This is a genomic window from Bradyrhizobium sp. NAS80.1 (assembly GCF_001908205.1).
Classification (GTDB): domain Bacteria; phylum Pseudomonadota; class Alphaproteobacteria; order Rhizobiales; family Xanthobacteraceae; genus Bradyrhizobium.
The window spans coordinates 1-19786 of sequence record NZ_LGHL01000094.1 but is presented as its reverse complement, the minus strand read 5'-3'; the positions used below and the strand labels follow the sequence as shown (position 1 = coordinate 19786).

Below are 19786 nucleotides of genomic sequence, written 5' to 3'. Positions count from 1 at the left end.
ATGCATCAAGTTTCGAGCAAGCACCGCGTCAACCACAGCGCGTCCCAGATGTTTGATCTGGTCGCCGATGTCGAGCGCTACCCGGAATTCGTGCCGCTGTGCAGCGCGCTGAAGGTGCGCCAGCGCATGGCGAAGCCCGACGGCACCGAGGTACTGGTTGCCGACATGACGGTGTCGTTCAAGCTGGTCAAGGAATCCTTCACCAGTCGTGTCACGCTCGACCGCGCCAACCTGAAAATCATGGTCGAGTATCTGCAAGGGCCCTTCAGGAAGCTGGAAAATCGCTGGACGTTCGAGCCCAGGGGTGAGCAGGGGGGCGGGGGGCGTCTGCGACGTCGGCTTCTTCCTCGTCTACGAGTTCAAGAGCCGGATGCTGGCGATGCTGATGGGCTCGATGTTCGACGCTGCCTTCGCGCGCTTTTCAACCGCGTTCGAGAAGCGGGCGGATGCGATCTACGGCCGGCCGAAGCTGGCATCGTCGTAGGTAGTTGCAGCTCTGGTGTCCCGGCTCTGCAGCGCACCGCCGAAGGAGCGCCGCGCTGCGTCCGGGGCACGAGCTCCTTACTTCAATCCACTGCCTTTACGATATCCGGAGGCTGCGAGGCGTAATAGGCCGCGGCCTGCTCGATCTCCTCAGGCGTCATCGCGCGCGCGATGTTGCGCATCTGCTGGCTGATGTCGTTGCGCCGTTCCCCGGCCGCGAAGGCCTGGAGTTGCGCCTTCAAGTAAGCCTCCGACTGTCCCTCGAGCCATGGACTGCCGGTCTTGTTGTCGAGGCTGCCATGGCAGGAGCCGCAGGGCGCGATCCCGCGCATTGGCGCGCCGTAGATGACGATGTTGGGCTTGGGCAGTTGCGGCGTCGGATGATAGGCGGGAAGCCGCGGCAGGTAGGCGTAATAGTCGGAGAGATCGGCGATCTCCTGGTCCGTCAGGTTGACCGCGAATGGCGACATCACGGCATTGGTGCGCGCGCCGGAGCGGAAGTCATGCAGCTCCTTGTAGATCACCGCCGCGTATTGGCCCGCGAGGTTCGGCGAATCCGCGCGGCTGAGGCCTGTCGGGCCGTGGCAGATCGCGCAGCGCTGGGCCAGCGTGGCGCCGCGGCCGATTGCCTCCTGGCTCGGACGCGACAGGGTGTGGGAGGTCAGCACGACCTCCGACAGGCGCTTGCTCTGCTCGGGGGCTGCGACGCCTGCCACGCGCTGCGGCACACCGGCGGCACTGCAGATCGCATCCCAGACATTTGCGAACTGGACCCAGGGCTGCGCAAAGGGCAGCACGATGAAGCCGACAATCGCCGTCACGATCAGGATCGCGGCGGTGATGCCGACGCCTCGCGTGAAGTGGGGATTACGGAAGGTGAAGATGTCGCGCGCGCTCATCACTGCGCTCCCACATAGACGGCGGGCACCGACGTGCCCTCGGTGGTCGCCAAGGTGAGGATCGGATAGCCGTAATTGGTGATGGTGAGGGCGATCATCAGCGCCACCCACAGCGCGTGCGTATTGAGTGCGACCGGAACCGTCGCCGATTGATGCACAGCAGCCGCGAAGCGATAGGCGCCGGCTTCAGCCTGAGGCGCGCGCATGCCGCGGGCCAGAATGACCAGGAACAGGATGCCCGACGCCAGCAGGATGAAGCCGCCGATCGCGGAGAAGGTCACTGACAACGCCTGCGGCGCGATCGCGGGATCGCCGAAGTCGAAATAGGCCATGCGGCGCGGCATGCCCAGAATACCGACCCAGTGCCACGGGAAGGTGGTGACGATCATGCCGATGAACCACAGCCACAGCTGGGTGCGGATCAGGCGGAGATCGTTCAGCTCGCGGCCGGTCAGATGCGGCCACAGATCATAGGCGATCGCGAAATACATGATCACGATAGCGCCGCCGAAGATCAGGTGGAAGTGGCCGGTGATCCACTGCGTGTTGTGGATCGACGCATCGAGCTGATAGCTCATGTTGATGAGCCCGCCGGCGCCGCCGAAGCCGAGCATGACGAAGGAGAACGCGAGCGCCAGCATCATCGGGTTGTCCCACGGCAGCACCCTGATCCAGCCGAACATGCCGCGCCCACCGCGGAGGCGCGCAGCGATCTCGATGGACGCGCAGATCGTAAAGACGGTGAGAAATGTCGGCAGCGTGACCAGCGCCGTGAAGGCCGAGTGGACGAACTTGAAGCCGGCACCGACCTGCGGGTCGGCGAAGGTGTGATGCATGCCGATCGGCATCGCCACCACCAGGAACAGGATGAACGCAATCCGCGCCATATTGTCGGAATAGACGCGTCCGCCAATCGCGCGGGGCACGATGGTGTAGTAGGCAATGTAGGTCGGCATCAGCCAGAAATAGACGATGGCGTGCAGCGTCCAGGAGAAGAACACGCGAGCAAGTCCCGCGTCGATGGTGGCCTTCAGCCCTGCCGCAACGGGAATGATCTGGAGCAAAAGCTCGAGCGCGGCGCCGACCGCGGTCCATGCCCACAGATATGAGCCCGCGACATTGGCAAACATCGCCAGCGGCACCGGAGCGCCGGGATGGGCCTTTCGCCAGATGCGCAGATTGATCGACATCAGCGCGACCCAGATCCAGGAGCCGACCACGACCAGCACGACGCCGAGATAGTAGAAGAGGTTGCCGATCAGCGGCGGATAGAACGTGTAGAGCACCGAGGCACGGCCAAGCGCGATCGGGATCACCGCCATGATGCTGCCGCCGACGATCAACCAGAATCCGGCCCAGGCCCAGCGGACGCCGACCAGGCGCTGTTCGAGTGCGGACTCGCTGATGGCGTAGCCGAGGCCCATCGCGACCAGGGTCGGGAAGACATAGCCCATCACCGTGCCGTGCGCGGTCAGCGAGCGGTAATAGAGCTCGGGGTTGGAAAGCCATGTGCCGATTGGGCTGCGAATGAACATCTGCCAGGCGCCGAGCGTAAGCGCGACGCCGAACACGGCAAAAGCAAACCAGAAATGAGCGAGAATGAGCTTCCTATTCACCAACACAGCTCAGCCTCCCGCCTGCCTTCGCGCGGTTCGCGAATTCGGACTTGTCGATCACCTTGACCTTGCCCCACATGCCCTCGTGGCCGAAGCTGCAAAACTCCTGGCAGGGCATCAGATAGTCACCGATCCTGGTAAAGCGCATGAGCTGCTCGGAGACGTAGCCCGGCACCAGCATGGTGTTGATGTTGGTGCCCTGGATCAGAATGCCGTGCACGACGTCGGCGCTGGTAGCGCGCATTGTGATCGGCGTATCGGCCGGCACCACGATGCAGGCCGGCGTGAAGGAATATTGCTGGCCGATCGCGCGCACGGTCACGTTGCCATCGGCTTCCAGCACGCTGCCGAGATTGCTCTCGACGAATTCGCCGGACAGATGGATCCTGGACGGATCGGTGGTCTCGACGCGCGGCTGCGGCATGGTCGCGCGATGGATGCCGGCGAACGCCGCCAGCGCGGCCATCATCACGATGACGATGACGAATATGGTCGCCCAGCGCCGTTCGACGCGGGCGGCAACGTCTGCGCTGTGATGGGTTTCCTCTGCGCTCATTGCAGCGACCCGCGCGGCAGGAAGACGAATAGATAGAACGCCAGCCACATCGCGACCACGCAGGCCGAGGCAATGCCCGCGACGACGATCGCGCCGGATGGGCCTCGTGCGACGACTTCGTCGACGGCCTGATCGGCGGCGGCTGGGCTGGTCGGCGGATCGGAATTGAACATGGCGGATCTCAATTCAGCGGTGCGGAGCGCAGCTCGTTGGCCTCGCGCGCCGAGACCGGCGTGCCGCGATTGCCCCAGGCTGTGCGGATATAGGAGACGACGGCGGCGACCTCATTGTCGGACAGGAGTCCGGCGAACGGCGGCATGCCGTAGGGCATCGGATTGCCCTGGGTGCCCGGCGGATAGCCGCCATTGAGCACCATGCGGATCGGATTGACCGCCGACTGCATCTCGATCGACTGGTTGTTGGCGAGCGGCGGCCAGTGCGGCGGCTTGCCTTCGCCCTGGCTGCCGTGACAGCTCGCGCAGTGCTTGTCGTAGACGGTCTTGCCGAGGCTGATCAGCAGGCTGCTTTCGGTGGTCGGCAGCGCCGAGCTTGGCGGCGGAGGCGGCGAGGGCTCCGAGATGCTCTTCAGGTAGACCGCCATCGCCCTGATGTCCTCGTCGCTCAGATATTGCAGGCTGTTGTGCACGACTTCGGCCATCGGGCCGTAGACGACGCCGCGCGCCGAAACGCCAGTCTGGAGCAAGTCGGTGATATCCTTGATGCTCCAGTCGCCGAGTCCCGCCTCGCGGCTCGAGGTGAGCGAGGGCGCGTACCAGTTCTGCATCGGAATCAGGCCGCCCTTGAAGGCGTCGGATTGCGAGGTGCCGCCGAGCGCGTTGATCGGCGAATGACACATGCTGCAATGGCCGAGGCCCTCGACCAGATAGGCGCCGCGATTCCATTCCGCCGATTGCTTCGGATCCGGCTTGAACTCGCCCTCGCTGAAGAACAGCGTGCGCCAGCCGAGGATGAGCTGGCGGTTGTCATAGGGGAAGCGCAAATCGTGCGGCCGGTTCCTCTGGTTCACCGGCGAGATCGATCGGAGATAGGCGAAGATCGCGTCGCTGTCGGCGCGCGTGACCTTCGTGTAGGACGCGAACGGCATGGCCGGATAGATCAGCCCGCCGTCCGGAAAGCGGCCGCTATGCATTGTCTTGTAGAAGTCGTCGGCGCTCCACTTGCCGATCCCGGTTTCCGGGTCAGGCGTGATGTTGGAAGTGTAGAGCGTGCCGAATGGCGTCGGCATGGCGCGTCCGCCGGCGAACAGGCGGCCATCCGGCGCGGTGTGGCAGGCGGTGCAGTCGCCGGCACGGGCGAGATATTCGCCACGCGCGATGATGTCACTGGTTTTGTCCTGCGCCTGCGCGGCCGTGGTGAACGCGGCGAGTGCGAGGAGTGCGATCGACAGTTTGGTGCCCATCATCCGCCTCGTCAGTTGGGCTGGCTGCCGCAGCCGAAGGGCAGCGCGTAGGTGCCTTTCGGCACGGGCGCCGGGTCCGCGGGCGCCGTCCGCGTCGCGAGCCAGGCCGCAACGGCGGTGACGTCAGCCTCGGTCAAATGGCCCGCGACGACCTGCATGCAGTCGGGCGATTTCGCGGTGCGGGTACCGTAACGCCAGGCGCCGAGCTGGGCGCTGATGTAATTGGCGCGCAGGCCAAGCAGGCCGGGGATGCCGGGCTGCATGCCCGTGAGTCCCGGGCCATGGCAGCTGACGCAGGCAGGAATGTTGCGCCCCGCATCGCCGCGAGTTGCAAGCAACTCGCCCTGTGCGAGGACTTCCTTGCTGACCTCGCTCGGCGCCGGCGGCGGCAGTGGCGGATGCTCGTTGGCAAAATACTCTGCCATCGCCTCCAGATAAGGATCAGGCAGAAACTCCAGCAGATAGTTCATCGGCGGATATTTGCGCCGGCCGCTGCGGAAGGCGAGGAGCTGGTTGTAGAGATAGCCGGCCGGCTTGCCGCCGAGCCTCGGGAAATAGACATCGCTGGTGCCTTCGCCCTTGTTGCCGTGACAGGGCGTGCAGGCTTCCACCCGCGCCGCCATCGTATCCGGCGGCTGGTTGGCCGTTTGTGCGGTTGCACCATCAAAGGCGGCCAAGGCGGCAATGACGATTGCCAGAGTGTAGCGAGCGAACACTTAGTCGCCCTCCAGAAAGCAGGACCGGGTTGATTCCAGGCCACAACGTAGTCCGCTATTATTGCGCCAATATAGATGCGCGCAAGCTCGGAACCGAACGATGACGCTTGTTCGCCCTTTTGCAACGCAATGATGATCGATTTCGACAAAATTTGCGTGCTTTTTCAAAAGAGAAGACCCGCAATGCAAGCGCTCGAAGCCCGGATGGTGCGCGACGAAGGGATCGTTTCGCGTCGCGGCGAGTTCTCAACCGATTGTCCGGGTGGGAGCCGCCCATGACCATCAATTTCGAGACGCTGAAAGCTTCGCTCGTCCTGTATGGGCTGAATGTGGTCTACGCGATCCTGCTGCTCGCGATCGGCTGGTATCTGTCCGGCGCAATGCAGCGCTTCGTTACCCGCGTGCTGAACGTCGGGCACCGGGTCGATCCCCTCGTGACGTTGTTCGTTGCCAGCGTCCCGCGTTACGGCGTGCTGGCGATCGTCGGCATCGCCGCGCTTCGGCTCTTCGGCATCCAGACCGCGAGTCTGGTCGCCGTGCTGGGCGCGACATCACTCGCCATCGGTCTTGCCTTGCAGGGCACGCTCTCCAATCTCGCTGCCGGCGTGATGCTGCTGTTGTTTCGGCCCTTCCACATCGGCGATGACGTCGAGGTCGGCGGCAAGACCGGAAAGGTGCGATCACTGTCGCTGTTCATGACCGAGCTCGTCGCGGCCGACAATACGCAGATCCTGCTTCCGAACGGGCAAGTATGGGGCGCGGCCATCATCAATCACAGTGCCTATCCCGGCACTGGCGAGGTCAAGGTGACGTTCCCGGTCAGGGCCGGTTCGGCCAATGCGCTGGCCGACCAGATCCTGAAGGAGTTGCGCGAGGATCCGCGCATCGAAGAGCGGACCGCGCCGTCGGTCGTGTCGAAGGTGATCGCCGCCGATCCCGCCGCGCCGCTCGTGGAATTGACCGTAAGCGCAAAGGTGAAGCCATCCGATGCCGATGCCGTCAAACAGCGTGTGCTCGACCACGCAAGCGCGTTGCTTGCGGCGGTGTGAGGTGCCCGGATTCCCAAGTGCCGGATATCCCCGGGATCGCAGCCTTGCGGGATATCAGCCTTACGGCAGTGCCCGGCGAATTGCGGTGGCGAGCCCAGAGGGATTGTCCGCAGCGATCCCGTGTCCGGCCTTCGGGACCACGGCAACATCGACGCCCTGTTGGGGCAGCAGTTTCGCGTCAGGACTATTTGCGAGGGACAGTTCGCCGAAGATCATCGTTCGCGGCATCGACAATTCAAGAAGCATGGCACGCCATGTCGGATCGCTGCCGGCGACCAGCGATCGCGATGCGCGATAAACCGCGACAGGCGCGCTGAGCGCGAGCGATGCGGCCCAAGCGACATTGCCGTCCAGTCTGGATGCCCTGATCAGATCTTCGTGTCCCTGAGCCACGTAATCGGCCTCAGACATCCCTGCGATCTTTCGGCTGGAGACTCCACCGCTGGGATCGAGATTGGGTTCTGCTATGATAAGATTGCGAACGCATTGTCCGAGCAGCCGGGCGGCCATGATGGCCACCGATCCACCCATGCTGTGACCGAAGAGATCGACGGCTTCCGGCGCGACCTCGGTCACGACATCGGCTATCGTTCGGGCATGGTCGGCCACAGTATAGCCGAACCCGGCGGGCCGGTCGCTGAAGCCCGATCCGAGCAGGTCGATCAGTAGCATGCGCCTGCCGGTCAGGGCGGGATCAGCTGCGACCGCCGGATAATCGCAGGACGACGCGCATCCCAATCCATGAATGAAGATTAGCGGAATGCTGCGTCCCGGGATGTCGTGATAGAGCAGATTGGCGTTTGCCTTCGTCAGCCAAAATGACTTCATCGATCGCCTTGTCTCGGCTGCCCGGACTTTAGCCGCGCGGCGACCGCGGCGGCCTGCGCTTCACCGCATGCCGGCGCGGCGAGCGAGTCACGCGCGGGCGCAGGCGGCTTGCGGCGGTACGGCGTGGCTTGACCTGGGCCTGCGGGCCACGGGCGAGGTCCATCAGCATACGCAGCGCCTCGACCACGGAGCGCTGGCGAACGGCGGTGCGGCCGATCGCGCCGAAGCGATGCTCGCGGTGGATGATGCGACCGTCGCGCGCGGCGGCAGCGAAATGCACGAGACCGACGGGCTTGCCGGGCGTGGCGCCGCCGGGGCCGGCAATGCCGGTGATGGCAACTGCAAGGTCGACGTCGGCGCGCTCCAGCGCGCCGACCGCCATCGCGGTCGCGGTCTCCTTGCTGACCGCGCCGAAATTGGTAAGTGTGCTGGCCTCGACGCCGAGCATCGCGCGCTTGGCATCATTGGAATAGGTGACGAAGCCGCGATCGATCACATCGGACGAGCCGGGGATATCGGTAAGCGCGCCGGCGACGAGGCCGCCGGTGCAGGACTCGGCGGTCGCGATCGTCAGCTTGCGCATCCGGCACAGGTCGAGCAGCGAGCGGGAGAGGGCGCGTGCGTCGCTGCCGCCCATGATCCTACACGCTCCAAGTCTTTTCGTTAAACGGCAGGCGGATGGTGGCGCTCGCGGTGGCTGCGATGCCTTCCTCGCGGCCGGTGAAGCCGAGCCGCTCGCTGGTCGTCGCCTTCACCGCGACGCGGGACATGTCGACGCCGGAAATCTCGGCGATGCGCGCGCGCATGGTGTCGCGCAGGGGACCGATCTTCGGCCGCTCGCAGATCAGCGTGACTTCAAGGTTGGCGACACGGCCGCCGCGCTGCGCGACGCGGTCGATGGCGTATTTCAGGAACTGGTCGGAGGAGGCGCCCTTCCACTTCGCGTCGCTCGGCGGAAAGTGCGAGCCGATGTCGCCGTCGGCGAGCGCGCCCAGGATGGCGTCGACCAGCGCATGGAGGCCGACATCGCCGTCGGAATGCGCCAGGAAGCCCTTGCTGTGTGGCACGCGCACGCCGCAGATCATGACATGATCGCCCTCGCCGAAGGCGTGCACGTCGTAGCCCGTGCCGGTCCTGATGTCGCCGAGCATGCTGGCCAGGCGCGCTTCCTCGCGCACGAAATCCTCGGGGGTGGTGAGCTTCATATTGGCAACATCGCCTTCAAAGGTTGCGACCGTCAATCCCGCCCATTCGGCAATCGCGGCATCGTCGGTGAAATCGCTGCGTCCATCCTTTGCCGCGCGGCGATGCGCCTCCAGGATGACGTCGAAACGAAAGGATTGCGGCGTCTGCGCGATTCGCAAGCGCGTGCGGTCTGGCGTGTCCTCGACATTCCCGCTCTCGCCGGTGACCTTGATCGTGTCGGTGACGGGAACGGCAGGGATCGCAGCCCCGGTGCGACTTGCCGCCTCGATCGCGCGCGAGATCAGGCCCTGCGAGACGAAGGGCCGCGCGGCGTCGTGGATCAGGACGATGTCCGGCTTGTGCTTTGCGAGTGCCTCGAGGCCGGCGAGCACCGAGGCCTGGCGCGTCGCGCCGCCATTGGTCGGCGGCTCATGCCTCAGTCCTTCGACCGCTGCCGTGAACATGGCGCTGTCGTCGGGATTCACCACTGGCTGCACCGCAAACACGTCGGGGTGGCGGCTGAAGGCTTCCATGGCGCGATAGATCACGGGCTGGCCGCCGATCGAGCGATATTGCTTAGGGCCGCCAGCGCCTGCGCGCAGGCCGCGACCTGCCGCGACGAGAACGACTGCGGTGCGCTCTGATTTCGCCATGGGATTCAAATACTCAGTTGCTAATGGAGAGTCGGGAAGTGGGGTGATGACCGGCATGCCTCTAGCACGGCAGGCCCGCAAAAAAAGGGGGTTTCCCCGGATTGTGGGAAACAGCATTTTGCTGCAGCGCACTTGAAAGATTTGCAGAACTGTCTAAACTGTAGGCATGACGCTTGACTGCACAAGAATTGTGCGCAAGATTGGTCGTGGCAGACGCGATGAGGCCCTGCCCAGTCAACGAGACCCCTGTGACCGGCTCGGCAATATCAGGCTCTAAAGCATTGAAAATAGGCGATATTAATGTCGCCACCCCGGTTTTCCTGGCGCCGATGTCGGGGGTAACCGACTCGCCTGTCCGGCGGTTGGCCGCCGAGCTCGGGGCCGGTCTGGTCGTGTCCGAAATGACTGCGAGTGATGAACTCGCCAACGGCCATCGGATGTCGCGGTTGCGCTGCGAAGCGACCGGGATCGGCCCGCACGTGGTCCAGTTGGCCGGTTGCGAGACGCACTGGATGGCCGAAGGCGCTCGGATCGCCGAAGCCGAAGGCGCCGACATCATCGATATCAACATGGGTTGTCCGGCCCGCCACGTCACCGGCGGCCAGTCCGGCTCGGCCCTGATGCGGGATCTCGACCATGCCGTCAGCTTGATCAATGCGACGATCGCCGCGGTGAAGGTGCCGGTGACGCTGAAGATGCGGCTCGGTTGGGACGACCGCACGCGCAACGCGCCCGAATTGGCACGGCGCGCGGAAGCGGCTGGCGTCAAGCTCGTCACCGTGCATGGCCGCACCCGCTGCCAGTTCTACAAGGGCGAGGCCGATTGGGACGCGATCCGGGCAGTGCGCGAGGCGACCTCCATTCCGCTCGTCGTCAATGGCGACATCACGTCCTACGAAAAAGCGCGCGCGGCACTCGGGGCCTCCGGCGCCGATGCCGTGATGATCGGCCGCGGCGCGCAAGGGCAGCCCTGGCTGCCCGGCCAGATCGGCCGCCGCCTGAAGGGTGGAGAAGCGGAAGCCACGCCGTCGCTCGCGACGCAGCTCCATTATGTCCGCACGCTCTATGAGGGCGTCTGCTCGCTCTACGGCCTGCGAATTGGCCTCAAGCACGCGCGAAAGCATCTCGGCTGGGCGCTCGACGTCGCAGCGGATGCGAGCGGCGCGCCGGTCGAGAAACTGAAGGGATGGCGCCAGAAGATCCTGACCTCGGAGGATCCGCGCCTCGTCCACCAGTCACTGCAAGATGCCTTCGACGACTTCGCATGGAGCGCTGCTGCATGAGCTCAGCCGCTGACCATCGTCGGCCGCTACTGTCCGACAGCGACGCGATCCTGGATGCGTTGCCCAATCCCGTGCTCATGATCGGGCCGGACGGCAAGATCGTCGCCGCCAATATCGCGACCGAGGCCTTTTTCGAGATCTCGACGCAGTTTTTGAAACGGCAGTCGCTGAAAGAGCTGGTCCCGTTCGGCAGCCCCTTGCTGGCGCTGATCGATCAGGTGCGCTTGTCGAACTCGCCGGTCAACGAATACAAGGTCGATCTGGGCACGCCGCGTATGGGCGGCGACCGCCAGGTCGATCTGCATGTCGCCCCGCTGACAGAGCGGCCGGGCCATATCGTGGTGATGCTCCAGGAGCGCACCATCGCCGACAAGATGGACCGCCAGCTCACCCATCGCAGCGCCGCGCGCTCGGTGATCGCGCTGGCGGCCATGCTGGCGCATGAGATCAAGAACCCGCTCTCCGGCATACGCGGCGCAGCGCAGCTTCTGGAGCAGCAGGCCTCGACCGAGGACCGCATGCTGACGCGGTTGATCTGCGACGAGGCTGACCGCATCGTCACGCTGGTCGATCGTATGGAGGTGTTCGGCGACGAGCGGCCCGTGGTGCGCGGTCCCGTCAACATCCATTCGGTGCTCGATCACGTGAAGCGGCTGGCGCAGTCCGGCTTTGCCCGCAACATCCGCTTCATCGAGGACTACGATCCCTCGCTGCCGCCGGTGCTGGCGAACCAGGACCAGCTCATCCAGGTGTTCCTCAATCTCGTGAAAAACGCCGCGGAAGCCCTGATCGACGTTCCCGACGCCGAGATCCAGCTCACCACTGCGTTCCGCCCCGGCGTGCGCCTGTCAGTCCCCGGTCAAAAATCCCGGGTATCTCTGCCGCTCGAATTCTGCGTGAAAGACAATGGACCTGGCGTGCCGGAAGATCTTCTGCCCAATCTGTTCGATCCCTTCGTGACCACCAAGCAGACCGGCTCGGGTCTGGGCCTGGCGCTGGTCGCCAAGATCGTCGGCGATCACGGGGGCATCATCGAATGCGAGTCTCAGCCGCGCAAGACCACCTTCCGCGTGCTGATGCCGATGTATTCCACATCGGTCAAACATGCCGATCACAGCAGTCGCGACGGCTCTGCCGGGAAGTCGTCGTCTGCGTCACAGGGGGGCAAAATGAGGATTAGCGATGCCCGCAGGTAGCATTCTCGTAGCTGATGACGATACCGCCATCCGCACCGTTCTCAATCAGGCACTGTCCCGCGCCGGCTATGAGGTCAGGCTCACCGGGAATGCCGCGACGCTGTGGCGCTGGGTCAGCCAGGGGGGAGGGCGATCTCGTCATCACCGACGTGGTGATGCCGGACGAGAACGCATTCGACCTGTTGCCGCGGATCAAGAAGATGCGGCCGAATCTGCCTGTCATCGTCATGAGCGCGCAGAACACGTTCATGACGGCGATCCGTGCCTCCGAGCGCGGGGCCTACGAATATCTGCCAAAGCCGTTCGACCTGAAGGAGCTCATCGCCATCGTCGGCCGTGCGCTCGCCGAGCCGAAGGAGCGGATCTCAAGGTCGGACGAGGACGCCGAGATGGAGGCGATCCCGCTAGTCGGCCGCTCGCCGGCGATGCAGGAAATCTACCGCGTGCTGGCGCGCCTGATGCAGACCGACCTCACCGTGATGATCACGGGCGAGTCCGGCACCGGCAAGGAGCTGGTGGCACGCGCACTGCACGATTACGGCAAACGTCGCAACGGCCCGTTCGTCGCCGTCAACATGGCGGCGATCCCGCGCGACCTGATCGAATCAGAACTGTTCGGCCATGAGCGCGGTGCCTTCACTGGCGCCAACACCCGCGCCTCGGGCCGGTTCGAGCAGGCCGAGGGCGGCACGCTGTTCCTCGATGAGATCGGCGACATGCCGATGGAAGCGCAGACCCGCCTGCTGCGCGTGCTCCAGCAGGGCGAATACACCACCGTCGGCGGCCGCACCCCGATCAAGACCGACGTGCGGATCGTCGCGGCCTCCAACAAGGATCTGCGCGTCCTGATCCAGCAGGGCCTGTTCCGCGAAGATCTATTCTTCCGCCTCAACGTCGTGCCGCTGCGGCTGCCTCCCTTGCGGGAACGCATCGAGGATCTGCCCGATCTCGTGCGTCATTTCTTCACGTTGGCCGAAAAGGATGGCCTGCCGCCGAAGAAGCTCGACGCGCTGGCGCTGGAGCGGCTGAAGCAGCACCGCTGGCCCGGCAACGTGCGCGAGCTCGAAAACCTCGCGCGACGCCTCGCCGCGCTCTATCCGCAGGACGTGATCACGGCATCAGTCATTGACGGCGAACTTGCGCCGCCCTCGGTCAGCCCGGGTGCTGCGGTCCAGCACGGCGTCGACAATCTCGGCGGCGCGGTCGAGGCATATCTGTCCTCGCACTTCCAAGGCTTCCCGAATGGCGTGCCGCCGCCTGGCCTCTATCACCGCATCCTCAAGGAGATCGAGGTGCCACTGCTCACGGCCGCACTCGCCGCCACCCGCGGCAACCAGATCCGGGCCGCGGACCTGCTCGGCCTCAACCGCAACACGCTGCGGAAGAAGATCCGGGATCTCGACATCCAGGTCTATCGCAGCGGGGTCTAGTCTTTCGGGCGGTGGCTCAGCTCCCCCTACCAAAGCGGAGCTGAGCCTGTCCGGATCGCGCTGGCCGTTGTGGCTGGCGCGGTGAGCAGAAGTCCGAATCGGACCGAAATGTTCCGCGGCCGCGAAAGGATGAGACATTCGGCCGCTGCAGGGGACCCGTTCACCTGACAAGCCGCCCCACGGACGGCAGGACGCGGGCGACGTCCGCCGACGGCTCCTGCAGGCCGGGGCCATTGACCAGCAGGTCTGAGGCCACGATCAGCAGCAGGACCGCGGAAATCATGATCGCGAGGAAGAACCTATCCATTCCGGTCAAGCCGCGGCGGTCCCAAACCGTTCCCGCAGGCTAGGTCTGCGAGAACACCGGCCTGGTGGATACGCCCGTCCGTCCTGGCAGGGACGCTCCGGAACCGGCGCCGTGGGCGGAGATCAGAAACGCGGCGAGCCGCGTATGCTGGCGCGGCGGACCGGCCATACAAACGGCTGCCGAATCTCGACCACCGCACTTTCACAAAACATGGCCAAAAGAAGAAGTTGAAATACGTAAGTAGCTGCGATTGCACGGCTATTTGACACTGTCGCGTCTCGGCAACAATGTGGTAGGAATACATCACTATCCGCCCGCCGCGGACCCGTTTTCAGCACCACCATTGCCGGAATGACCAGCGCAGATACCTCGGCCGCACACTTCGACACGGCCCCAGCGGAAGAGCCCCGGCGTTGGTCGGTGCGACGCTGGCTGGCCCCCTTTGCCGTGGCGCTGGCGCTGCTGTCGGCCTGCCTGACCTTCCTGGTGCTCACCGGCCTCACGACGATCGAGCCAACGCCCGAGGTCGTCCGCACGTTCTATCTGATCAATGCGGGCACGATCCTGCTCCTGGTCGGGATCATCATTCGCGAGCTCTGGCAGCTGATCCTGGCCCGCCGGCGGGGAAGGGCGGCGGCGCGCCTTCATGTCCAGATCGTCAGCCTGTTCTCGATCGTGGCGGTGCTGCCGGCGGTGCTGGTTGCCGTCGTTGCCAACGTCACCATCGAGCGCGGCCTCGACCGGTTGTTCTCCGGGCCGACCAAGGAGGTGATCCAGAATTCGCTGACGATCGCGCGGGCCTATATGCAGGACCACGCGCAATTGATCCGCGGCGATATTCTCGGCATGGCCAACGACATCGCGCATGCCCGGCCGCTCTACGACCAGGACCGCCGCTCGTTCCGCGAGCTGCTGACGGCCAGCGCCGGCTCCCGCAATTTGCCGGGGGCGATGATCATCGACAAGAACACCAACATCCTGGAATCGGCCGACACCGGCATGCGGCTGGCCTATTCGCCGCCGGCGCCGGACTTCCTCAGCAACGTCAACGAGTCCGAGCCCGAGATCGCGGTGCTGCCGGATGCGAGCTTCGTCGCCGCGGTGATCCGCCTGCGTGCCTTCAACGACACCTTCCTCTATGTCGCGCGGCCGCTCGATCCGAACGTCGTCAATCAGCTCAAGCAGACCGAGGTCAGCGTCGCCGAATACGCCCAGATCGAGTCGCGGCGGCTCGGTATCCAGGTCGCCTTCGCGCTGATGTTTGCGGTGATCGCGCTGACCATCCTGATGGCTTCGGTGCTGATCGGCCTGAATTTCGCCAACTCGCTGGTCTCGCCGATCCGGCGGCTGATGAACGCGGCTCATACGGTCTCGACCGGCGACCTGCACGTCCAGGTGCCCGTGCATCAGTCGGAGGGCGACCTTGCTCAGCTGGGTGAGACCTTCAACAAGATGACGCAGGAATTGCGCAGCCAGCGCGACGAGCTCGTCAATGCCAGCGATCTCATCGACAGCCGCCGACGCTTCATCGAGGCCGTGCTGTCCTCGGCAAGCGCCGGCATCATCGGCGTCGATGCATCGGGGAGCGTCGGAATCCTCAACCGCTCGGCCGAGAAGCTGATAGGTCACGCCGAGTCCGAAACGCTCGGCCATCCGCTGTCAGACGTGCTGCCCGAGCTTGACGAGATGATGAAGACGGCGCGCGAAGGGACCCAGCGCCTGGTGCAGGGCCAGATCACGATCACTCGCGACGGCACCGAGCGCAATCTCTCGGTCCGCGTCAGCGCCGAGAAGACCAGCCAGCCGCGCGACAGCTACATCATCACGCTCGACGACATCACCGAGCTCGTGTCGGCGCAGCGCACCTCGGCCTGGGGCGACGTGGCACGCCGCATCGCCCACGAGATCAAGAACCCGCTGACGCCGATCCAGCTTTCGGCCGAACGCATCCGCCGCAAGTTCGGCAAGACCATCACCGAGGTCAAGGACAAGCAGATCTTCGACCAGTGCACCGACACCATCGTACGCCAGGTCGACGATATCCGCCGCATGGTCGACGAGTTCTCGCGCTTTGCGCGGATGCCGAAGCCCGTGATGGAGGGCGAGGACGTCGCCGACACTGTGCGGCAGGCGGTGTTCCTGATGAAGGTCGCCCACCCCGAGATCGATATCGAGGCGGAGTTCAAGGAGGATCCGCTCCGCGCACAGTTCGACCGGCGGCTGATCTCCCAGGCGGTCACCAATATCGTCAAGAACGCCACCGAGGCGATCGAGCAGGTCCCGCCGGAGGAGCTTGGCAAGGGGCGCATCGACGTCGTGGTGTCGCGCGAGGGCGAGGACGTGCTGATCGACGTCATCGACAACGGCATCGGCCTGCCCAAGGTCGCACGCTCGCGCCTGCTTGAGCCGTACGTCACAACGCGGGCCAAGGGCACCGGCCTTGGTCTGGCGATCGTTGGCCGCGTGCTGGAAGACCATGGCGGGCGCATCGAACTGAAAGACGCTTCCGATTTCCGCGAAGGCCAGCGCGGCGCCTGGATGCGGATGCGCTTTGCGCTGTCAGGTCATCCCGCGAAGACCGAGACGGCCGAAGCAGCATCGGCGTTCAAGGATGCGGTCAAGGACCAGGAAACAAAAGAGCCGGCCGCTGAAACCAAAGAGCCGGCTGACAAGACCAATGATTCAACGAAAATTGAAGCCTCTACAGGCAGCTGACAAGACAGGCGCGACCCATGGCAAGTGAAATTCTGATTGTCGATGATGAGGCCGATATTCGGGATCTCGTTGCGGGCATTCTGGAGGACGAGGGGTTCGTCACCCGGACCGCACGCGACAGCGACTCGGCGCTGGCCGAGATCGCCAACCGCAGGCCGCACCTGGTGTTCCTCGACATCTGGCTGCAGGGCTCGAAGCTCGACGGCCTGCAGCTGCTGGAGCAGGTCAAGAAGGATAACGCCGATCTGCCGGTCGTGATGATCTCCGGCCACGGCAACATCGAGACCGCGGTCGCCGCGATCAAGCGCGGCGCCTACGACTTCATCGAGAAGCCGTTCAAGGCCGACCGCCTCATCCTGGTCGCGACCCGCGCGCTGGAGAACTCGCGTCTCAAGCGCGAGGTGAAGGAGCTGAAGCAGCTCGCGCCGAGCGCCAGCCAACTCGTCGGCCGCTCGCCCAGCATGAACCAGCTGCGCCAGACCATCGAGCGCGCGGCGAAGGCCAACAGCCGGATACTGATCGTCGGTCCCGCCGGCGCCGGCAAGGAGCTGACCGCGCGCACGCTGCATACGGCCTCGGGCCGCGCCGACGGCCCGTTCGTCGTCATCAACGCCGCCGCGATCACACCGGAGCGGATGGAGCATGAGCTCTTCGGCATCGAGCAGTCCAACGGTGAGCAGCCGCGCAAGCCGGGCGCGCTCGAGGAAGCGCATGGCGGTACGCTGTTCATCGACGAGATCGCGGACATGCCGCGCGAGACCCAGAACAAGATCCTGCGCGTGCTGGTCGAGCAGTCGTTCCAGCGCGTCGGCGGCACTGCCAAGGTGCAGGTCGACGTCCGCATCATCTCCTCCACCGCGCGCAATCTCGAAGAGGAGATCGCGGCCGGCCATTTCCGCGAGGACCTCTATCATCGGCTCTCGGTGGTGCCGATCCGCGTGCCCGCGCTCTCGGAGCGGCGCGAGGACATTCCGGAATTGATCGATTACTTCATGGAGCAGATCTCGGCCGGTAGCGGCCTGCCCAGGCGCCAGATCGGACAGGACGCGATGGCGGTGCTGCAGTCGCATGTCTGGCCGGGCAATGTGCGTCAGCTTCGCAATAACGTTGAGAGAGTCATGATTCTGGCCGCCGGCGGGCCGGAGGTGATCATCACCGCCGACATGCTGCCGCAGGACGTCGGCTCCATGGTGCCGGCGATGCCAACCAGCAACAACGGTGAGCACATCATGGGCCTGCCGCTGCGCGAGGCACGCGAGGTGTTCGAGCGCGACTATTTAATTGCACAGATCAGCCGTTTTTCAGGAAATATTTCTCGCACAGCCGAGTTCGTTGGCATGGAACGTTCGGCGCTGCATCGAAAGTTGAAGGCACTCGGCGTCGGGTGACGCCGCGACGTCGCGGCCAACCTAAGGGATAAGCGAGGGAAATCATCGATTTCCGTAGTTTTTCGGAGGAATCGGGTGGGCCGTGCCGCGTGAAGCGGCTTGCCTAATAACCCGACCTGTCCTCTAATCGTAATGTTGTTCCTTCCGAGGGGGATCTCATGAGGAACGGCAACCGGAAGAGGCCCCAAATCAACAAAAGAGGGCCGCAACCGGCGCAATAACAAGAAACTCAAAGCGAGAAAAAAACAATGGCGGCAGACCGCGCACAAAACCTACAGGACACCTTCCTCAATCACGTTCGCAAAACCAAGACGCCACTGACGATCTTTCTGGTCAACGGAGTGAAGCTCCAGGGTATCGTGACCTGGTTCGACAATTTCTGTTTGCTGCTTCGGCGCGACGGTCACTCGCAGCTCGTCTACAAGCATGCGATCTCGACCATCATGCCCGGCGCTCCGATCCAGCTGTTCGAAGGCGGCGAGGATCAGCCGGCTTGAGAGTGATCTGATTGGAACCCCGGAATTTCGACGGGGAGGCCGACCGTCCGCGGTCGGCAGGGGCTCAGCAGACGGGGCGGGTGCTTGTCATCGGCCCCTACTTGCGAGTGCGTGCGGGAAATGCCGACGCGCAGTCGGAGAGCCATGTCCTTTCTAGCCATGCCCTGCGAGACGCCGAGGCCCGGCTCGACGAAGCCGCGGGCCTCGCGCGCGCGATTGATCTTGTCGTGGCCGACGCCATCATCGCGCCGGTCAGCCAGATCAGGCCAGCGACTTACATTGGCAAGGGCAAGGTCGAGGAGATCACCGGGCTGATCAAAGGCCTGGAGGTCGAGCTCGTGGTGATGGATTGCGCGCTGTCGCCGATCCAGCAGCGCAACCTCGAGAGGGAATGGCACGCCAAGGTGCTCGACCGCACCGGCCTGATCCTCGAGATCTTCGGCCGCCGCGCCAAGACCAGGGAAGGCTCGCTCCAGGTCGAGCTCGCGCATCTCAACTACCAGCGCTCGCGCCTGGTGCGTTCGTGGACCCATCTGGAGCGCCAGCGCGGCGGTTTCGGATTCATGGGCGGTCCGGGTGAGACGCAGATCGAAGCCGACCGCCGCCTGATCCAGGAGCGCATCGCCAAGCTCGAGAGCGAGCTGAAGAAGGTGCAGGCGACGCGGCGTCTGCATCGTGCGGGGCGCCAGCGCGTGCCGTACCGCGTCGTCGCGCTGGTCGGCTACACCAATGCCGGCAAGTCGACCCTGTTCAACCGCCTGACGCGCGCCGACGTGCAGGCCGCCGACATGCTGTTCGCGACGCTCGATCCGACCCTGCGCGCTCTCACCCTGCCGCATGGCGGCAAGGCGATGCTGTCGGACACCGTCGGATTCATCTCCAACCTGCCGACGCAGCTCGTCGCCGCTTTCCGCGCCACGCTGGAGGAGGTGCTGGAAGCCGATGTCATCCTGCATGTGCGCGACATCTCGCATGAAGATGCCGAGGCGCAGCAGAGCGACGTCGACGCCGTGCTGCGCCAGCTCGGCATCAATCCCGATGACTCAGGCCGCATCATTGAGGTCTGGAACAAGATCGACCGCTTCGATGCCGAGCAGCGCGAAGAGCTGCTCAACATCGCCGCGCGCCGGCCGGAAGATCATCCGGCGATGCTGGTTTCCGCCGTGTCAGGCGAGGGGATCGACGCACTGCTCGCCGCGATCGAGGAACGGCTCGCCGCAAAGCGCACCACGCTCGATCTCTCCATCGACGCTGCCGACGGCGCCGGCATCAGCTGGCTGCACCGCAATTCCGAGGTGCTGGCAAAAGAGCTTCACGACGGCCGCTTCGACATGACCGTGCGGGTGGATGAGACCAAGCGGGACATCGTGGTGAACCGCTTCGACGCCGTGCCGCATCACCACGCCACATGACCGGAGTCGTCCCGGACAAGCGCGCCCTGAGCGCGCGCCGATCCGGCAACTGTTATGTTGACCTGGTCTGTAGGTACGGCTTCCTGTCGCGCATAATGGCGTTGAGGACCGTCAACAGCTTCCTGGCGACGGCAATGAGAGCGAGCTTGGCTG

General features: G+C 64.6%; 17 protein-coding genes and 3 pseudogenes. 9 read left to right on the top strand and 11 right to left on the bottom strand.

From position 1 onward, the window contains the following. A pseudogene (locus AC629_RS21420) lies at positions 1-484 on the top strand (type II toxin-antitoxin system RatA family toxin). An 82-nt stretch (positions 485-566) separates the two neighbouring features. Here AC629_RS21420 and AC629_RS21415 read toward each other — a convergent pair. The 6 genes from AC629_RS21415 to AC629_RS21395 are packed head-to-tail and all read right to left on the bottom strand — an operon-like array spanning position 567 to position 5690. Then, positions 567-1382, bottom strand: coding sequence for a c-type cytochrome (locus tag AC629_RS21415; RefSeq protein WP_084806975.1), 816 nt, complete (start codon positions 1380-1382; stop codon positions 567-569). Next, positions 1382-3004, bottom strand: a complete 1623-nt coding sequence (locus AC629_RS21410) for a b(o/a)3-type cytochrome-c oxidase subunit 1 (RefSeq protein WP_084806974.1) — start codon at positions 3002-3004, stop codon at positions 1382-1384. Before AC629_RS21410 ends, AC629_RS21415 begins: the two co-directional genes overlap by 1 nt. Next, positions 2991-3554: a cupredoxin domain-containing protein gene (locus AC629_RS21405; RefSeq protein ID WP_084806984.1), complete on the bottom strand. Its 564-nt coding sequence runs from the start codon at positions 3552-3554 to the stop codon at positions 2991-2993. Before AC629_RS21405 ends, AC629_RS21410 begins: the two co-directional genes overlap by 14 nt. Next, positions 3551-3727, bottom strand: coding sequence for a hypothetical protein (locus tag AC629_RS46965; RefSeq protein ID WP_168195549.1), 177 nt, complete (start codon positions 3725-3727; stop codon positions 3551-3553). The genes AC629_RS21405 and AC629_RS46965 overlap by 4 nt, the downstream gene beginning before the upstream one ends. Positions 3728-3735: 8 nt before the next feature. Next, on the bottom strand, positions 3736-4974 hold the full coding sequence (locus AC629_RS21400) for a cytochrome c (RefSeq protein ID WP_168195550.1): 1239 nt from the start codon (positions 4972-4974) through the stop codon (positions 3736-3738). 11 nt (positions 4975-4985) lie between these two features. Next, positions 4986-5690, bottom strand: coding sequence for a c-type cytochrome (locus AC629_RS21395; RefSeq protein ID WP_084806972.1), 705 nt, complete (start codon positions 5688-5690; stop codon positions 4986-4988). Positions 5691-5965: 275 nt separating this feature from the next. On the opposite strand from AC629_RS21395, the gene AC629_RS21390 reads away from it, so the two are divergent. Beyond that, entirely contained in the window at positions 5966-6739 is a 774-nt protein-coding gene (locus AC629_RS21390) for a mechanosensitive ion channel family protein (RefSeq protein ID WP_084806971.1), read from the top strand. 60 nt (positions 6740-6799) lie between these two features. Here AC629_RS21390 and AC629_RS21385 read toward each other — a convergent pair whose 3' ends face one another. Genes AC629_RS21385 through AC629_RS21375 form a run of 3 tightly spaced genes read right to left on the bottom strand, consistent with a single transcriptional unit; the run spans position 6800 to position 9405 of the window. Continuing rightward, positions 6800-7567, bottom strand: a complete 768-nt coding sequence (locus tag AC629_RS21385; RefSeq protein WP_084806970.1) for an alpha/beta fold hydrolase — start codon at positions 7565-7567, stop codon at positions 6800-6802. A 28-nt stretch (positions 7568-7595) separates the two neighbouring features. Next, positions 7596-8204, bottom strand: a complete 609-nt coding sequence (locus AC629_RS21380; RefSeq protein WP_074122805.1) for a CinA family protein — start codon at positions 8202-8204, stop codon at positions 7596-7598. A 4-nt stretch (positions 8205-8208) separates the two neighbouring features. Then, entirely contained in the window at positions 8209-9405 is a 1197-nt protein-coding gene (locus AC629_RS21375; protein WP_084806969.1) for a bifunctional 2-C-methyl-D-erythritol 4-phosphate cytidylyltransferase/2-C-methyl-D-erythritol 2,4-cyclodiphosphate synthase, read from the bottom strand. Between the two features lie 281 nt (positions 9406-9686). Here AC629_RS21375 and dusB point away from each other — a divergent pair, with 281 nt between their 5' ends. From dusB to ntrC, 3 genes and pseudogenes are all read left to right on the top strand, one after another. Next, on the top strand, positions 9687-10688 hold the full coding sequence (dusB, locus tag AC629_RS21370) for a tRNA dihydrouridine synthase DusB (protein WP_210419085.1): 1002 nt from the start codon (positions 9687-9689) through the stop codon (positions 10686-10688). Further along, entirely contained in the window at positions 10685-11884 is a 1200-nt protein-coding gene (locus tag AC629_RS21365) for a two-component system sensor histidine kinase NtrB (RefSeq protein WP_084806967.1), read from the top strand. Before dusB ends, AC629_RS21365 begins: the two co-directional genes overlap by 4 nt. Next, positions 11871-13314 (top strand): annotated as a pseudogene (ntrC, locus tag AC629_RS21360) (nitrogen regulation protein NR(I)). The gene AC629_RS21365 and the pseudogene ntrC overlap by 14 nt, the downstream one beginning before the upstream one ends. A gap of 160 nt (positions 13315-13474) precedes the next feature. Here the strand turns inward: ntrC and AC629_RS46960 are convergent. Next, entirely contained in the window at positions 13475-13621 is a 147-nt protein-coding gene (locus tag AC629_RS46960; RefSeq protein WP_168195548.1) for a hypothetical protein, read from the bottom strand. Positions 13622-13972: 351 nt separating this feature from the next. Here AC629_RS46960 and AC629_RS21355 point away from each other — a divergent pair, with 351 nt between their 5' ends. The 4 genes from AC629_RS21355 (at position 13973) to hflX (ending at position 19633) form a co-directional block, all read left to right on the top strand. Next, positions 13973-16336 carry a sensor histidine kinase gene (locus tag AC629_RS21355; RefSeq protein WP_084806966.1) on the top strand — a complete coding sequence of 788 codons (2364 nt, stop codon included), beginning with the start codon at positions 13973-13975 and terminating at the stop codon, positions 16334-16336. Positions 16337-16353: 17 nt separating this feature from the next. Then, entirely contained in the window at positions 16354-17724 is a 1371-nt protein-coding gene (gene ntrX, locus AC629_RS21350) for a nitrogen assimilation response regulator NtrX (RefSeq protein ID WP_084806965.1), read from the top strand. Positions 17725-17972: 248 nt separating this feature from the next. Then, a complete protein-coding gene (hfq, locus tag AC629_RS21345; protein WP_007591126.1) occupies positions 17973-18221 on the top strand; it encodes an RNA chaperone Hfq in 249 nt (82 codons plus the stop codon). An 11-nt stretch (positions 18222-18232) separates the two neighbouring features. Then, positions 18233-19633 carry a GTPase HflX gene (gene hflX, locus AC629_RS21340; protein ID WP_084806964.1) on the top strand — a complete coding sequence of 467 codons (1401 nt, stop codon included), beginning with the start codon at positions 18233-18235 and terminating at the stop codon, positions 19631-19633. A gap of 52 nt (positions 19634-19685) precedes the next feature. Here the strand turns inward: hflX and AC629_RS48875 are convergent. Next, positions 19686-19786 (bottom strand): annotated as a pseudogene (locus AC629_RS48875) (IS110 family transposase); the annotation flags it as partial.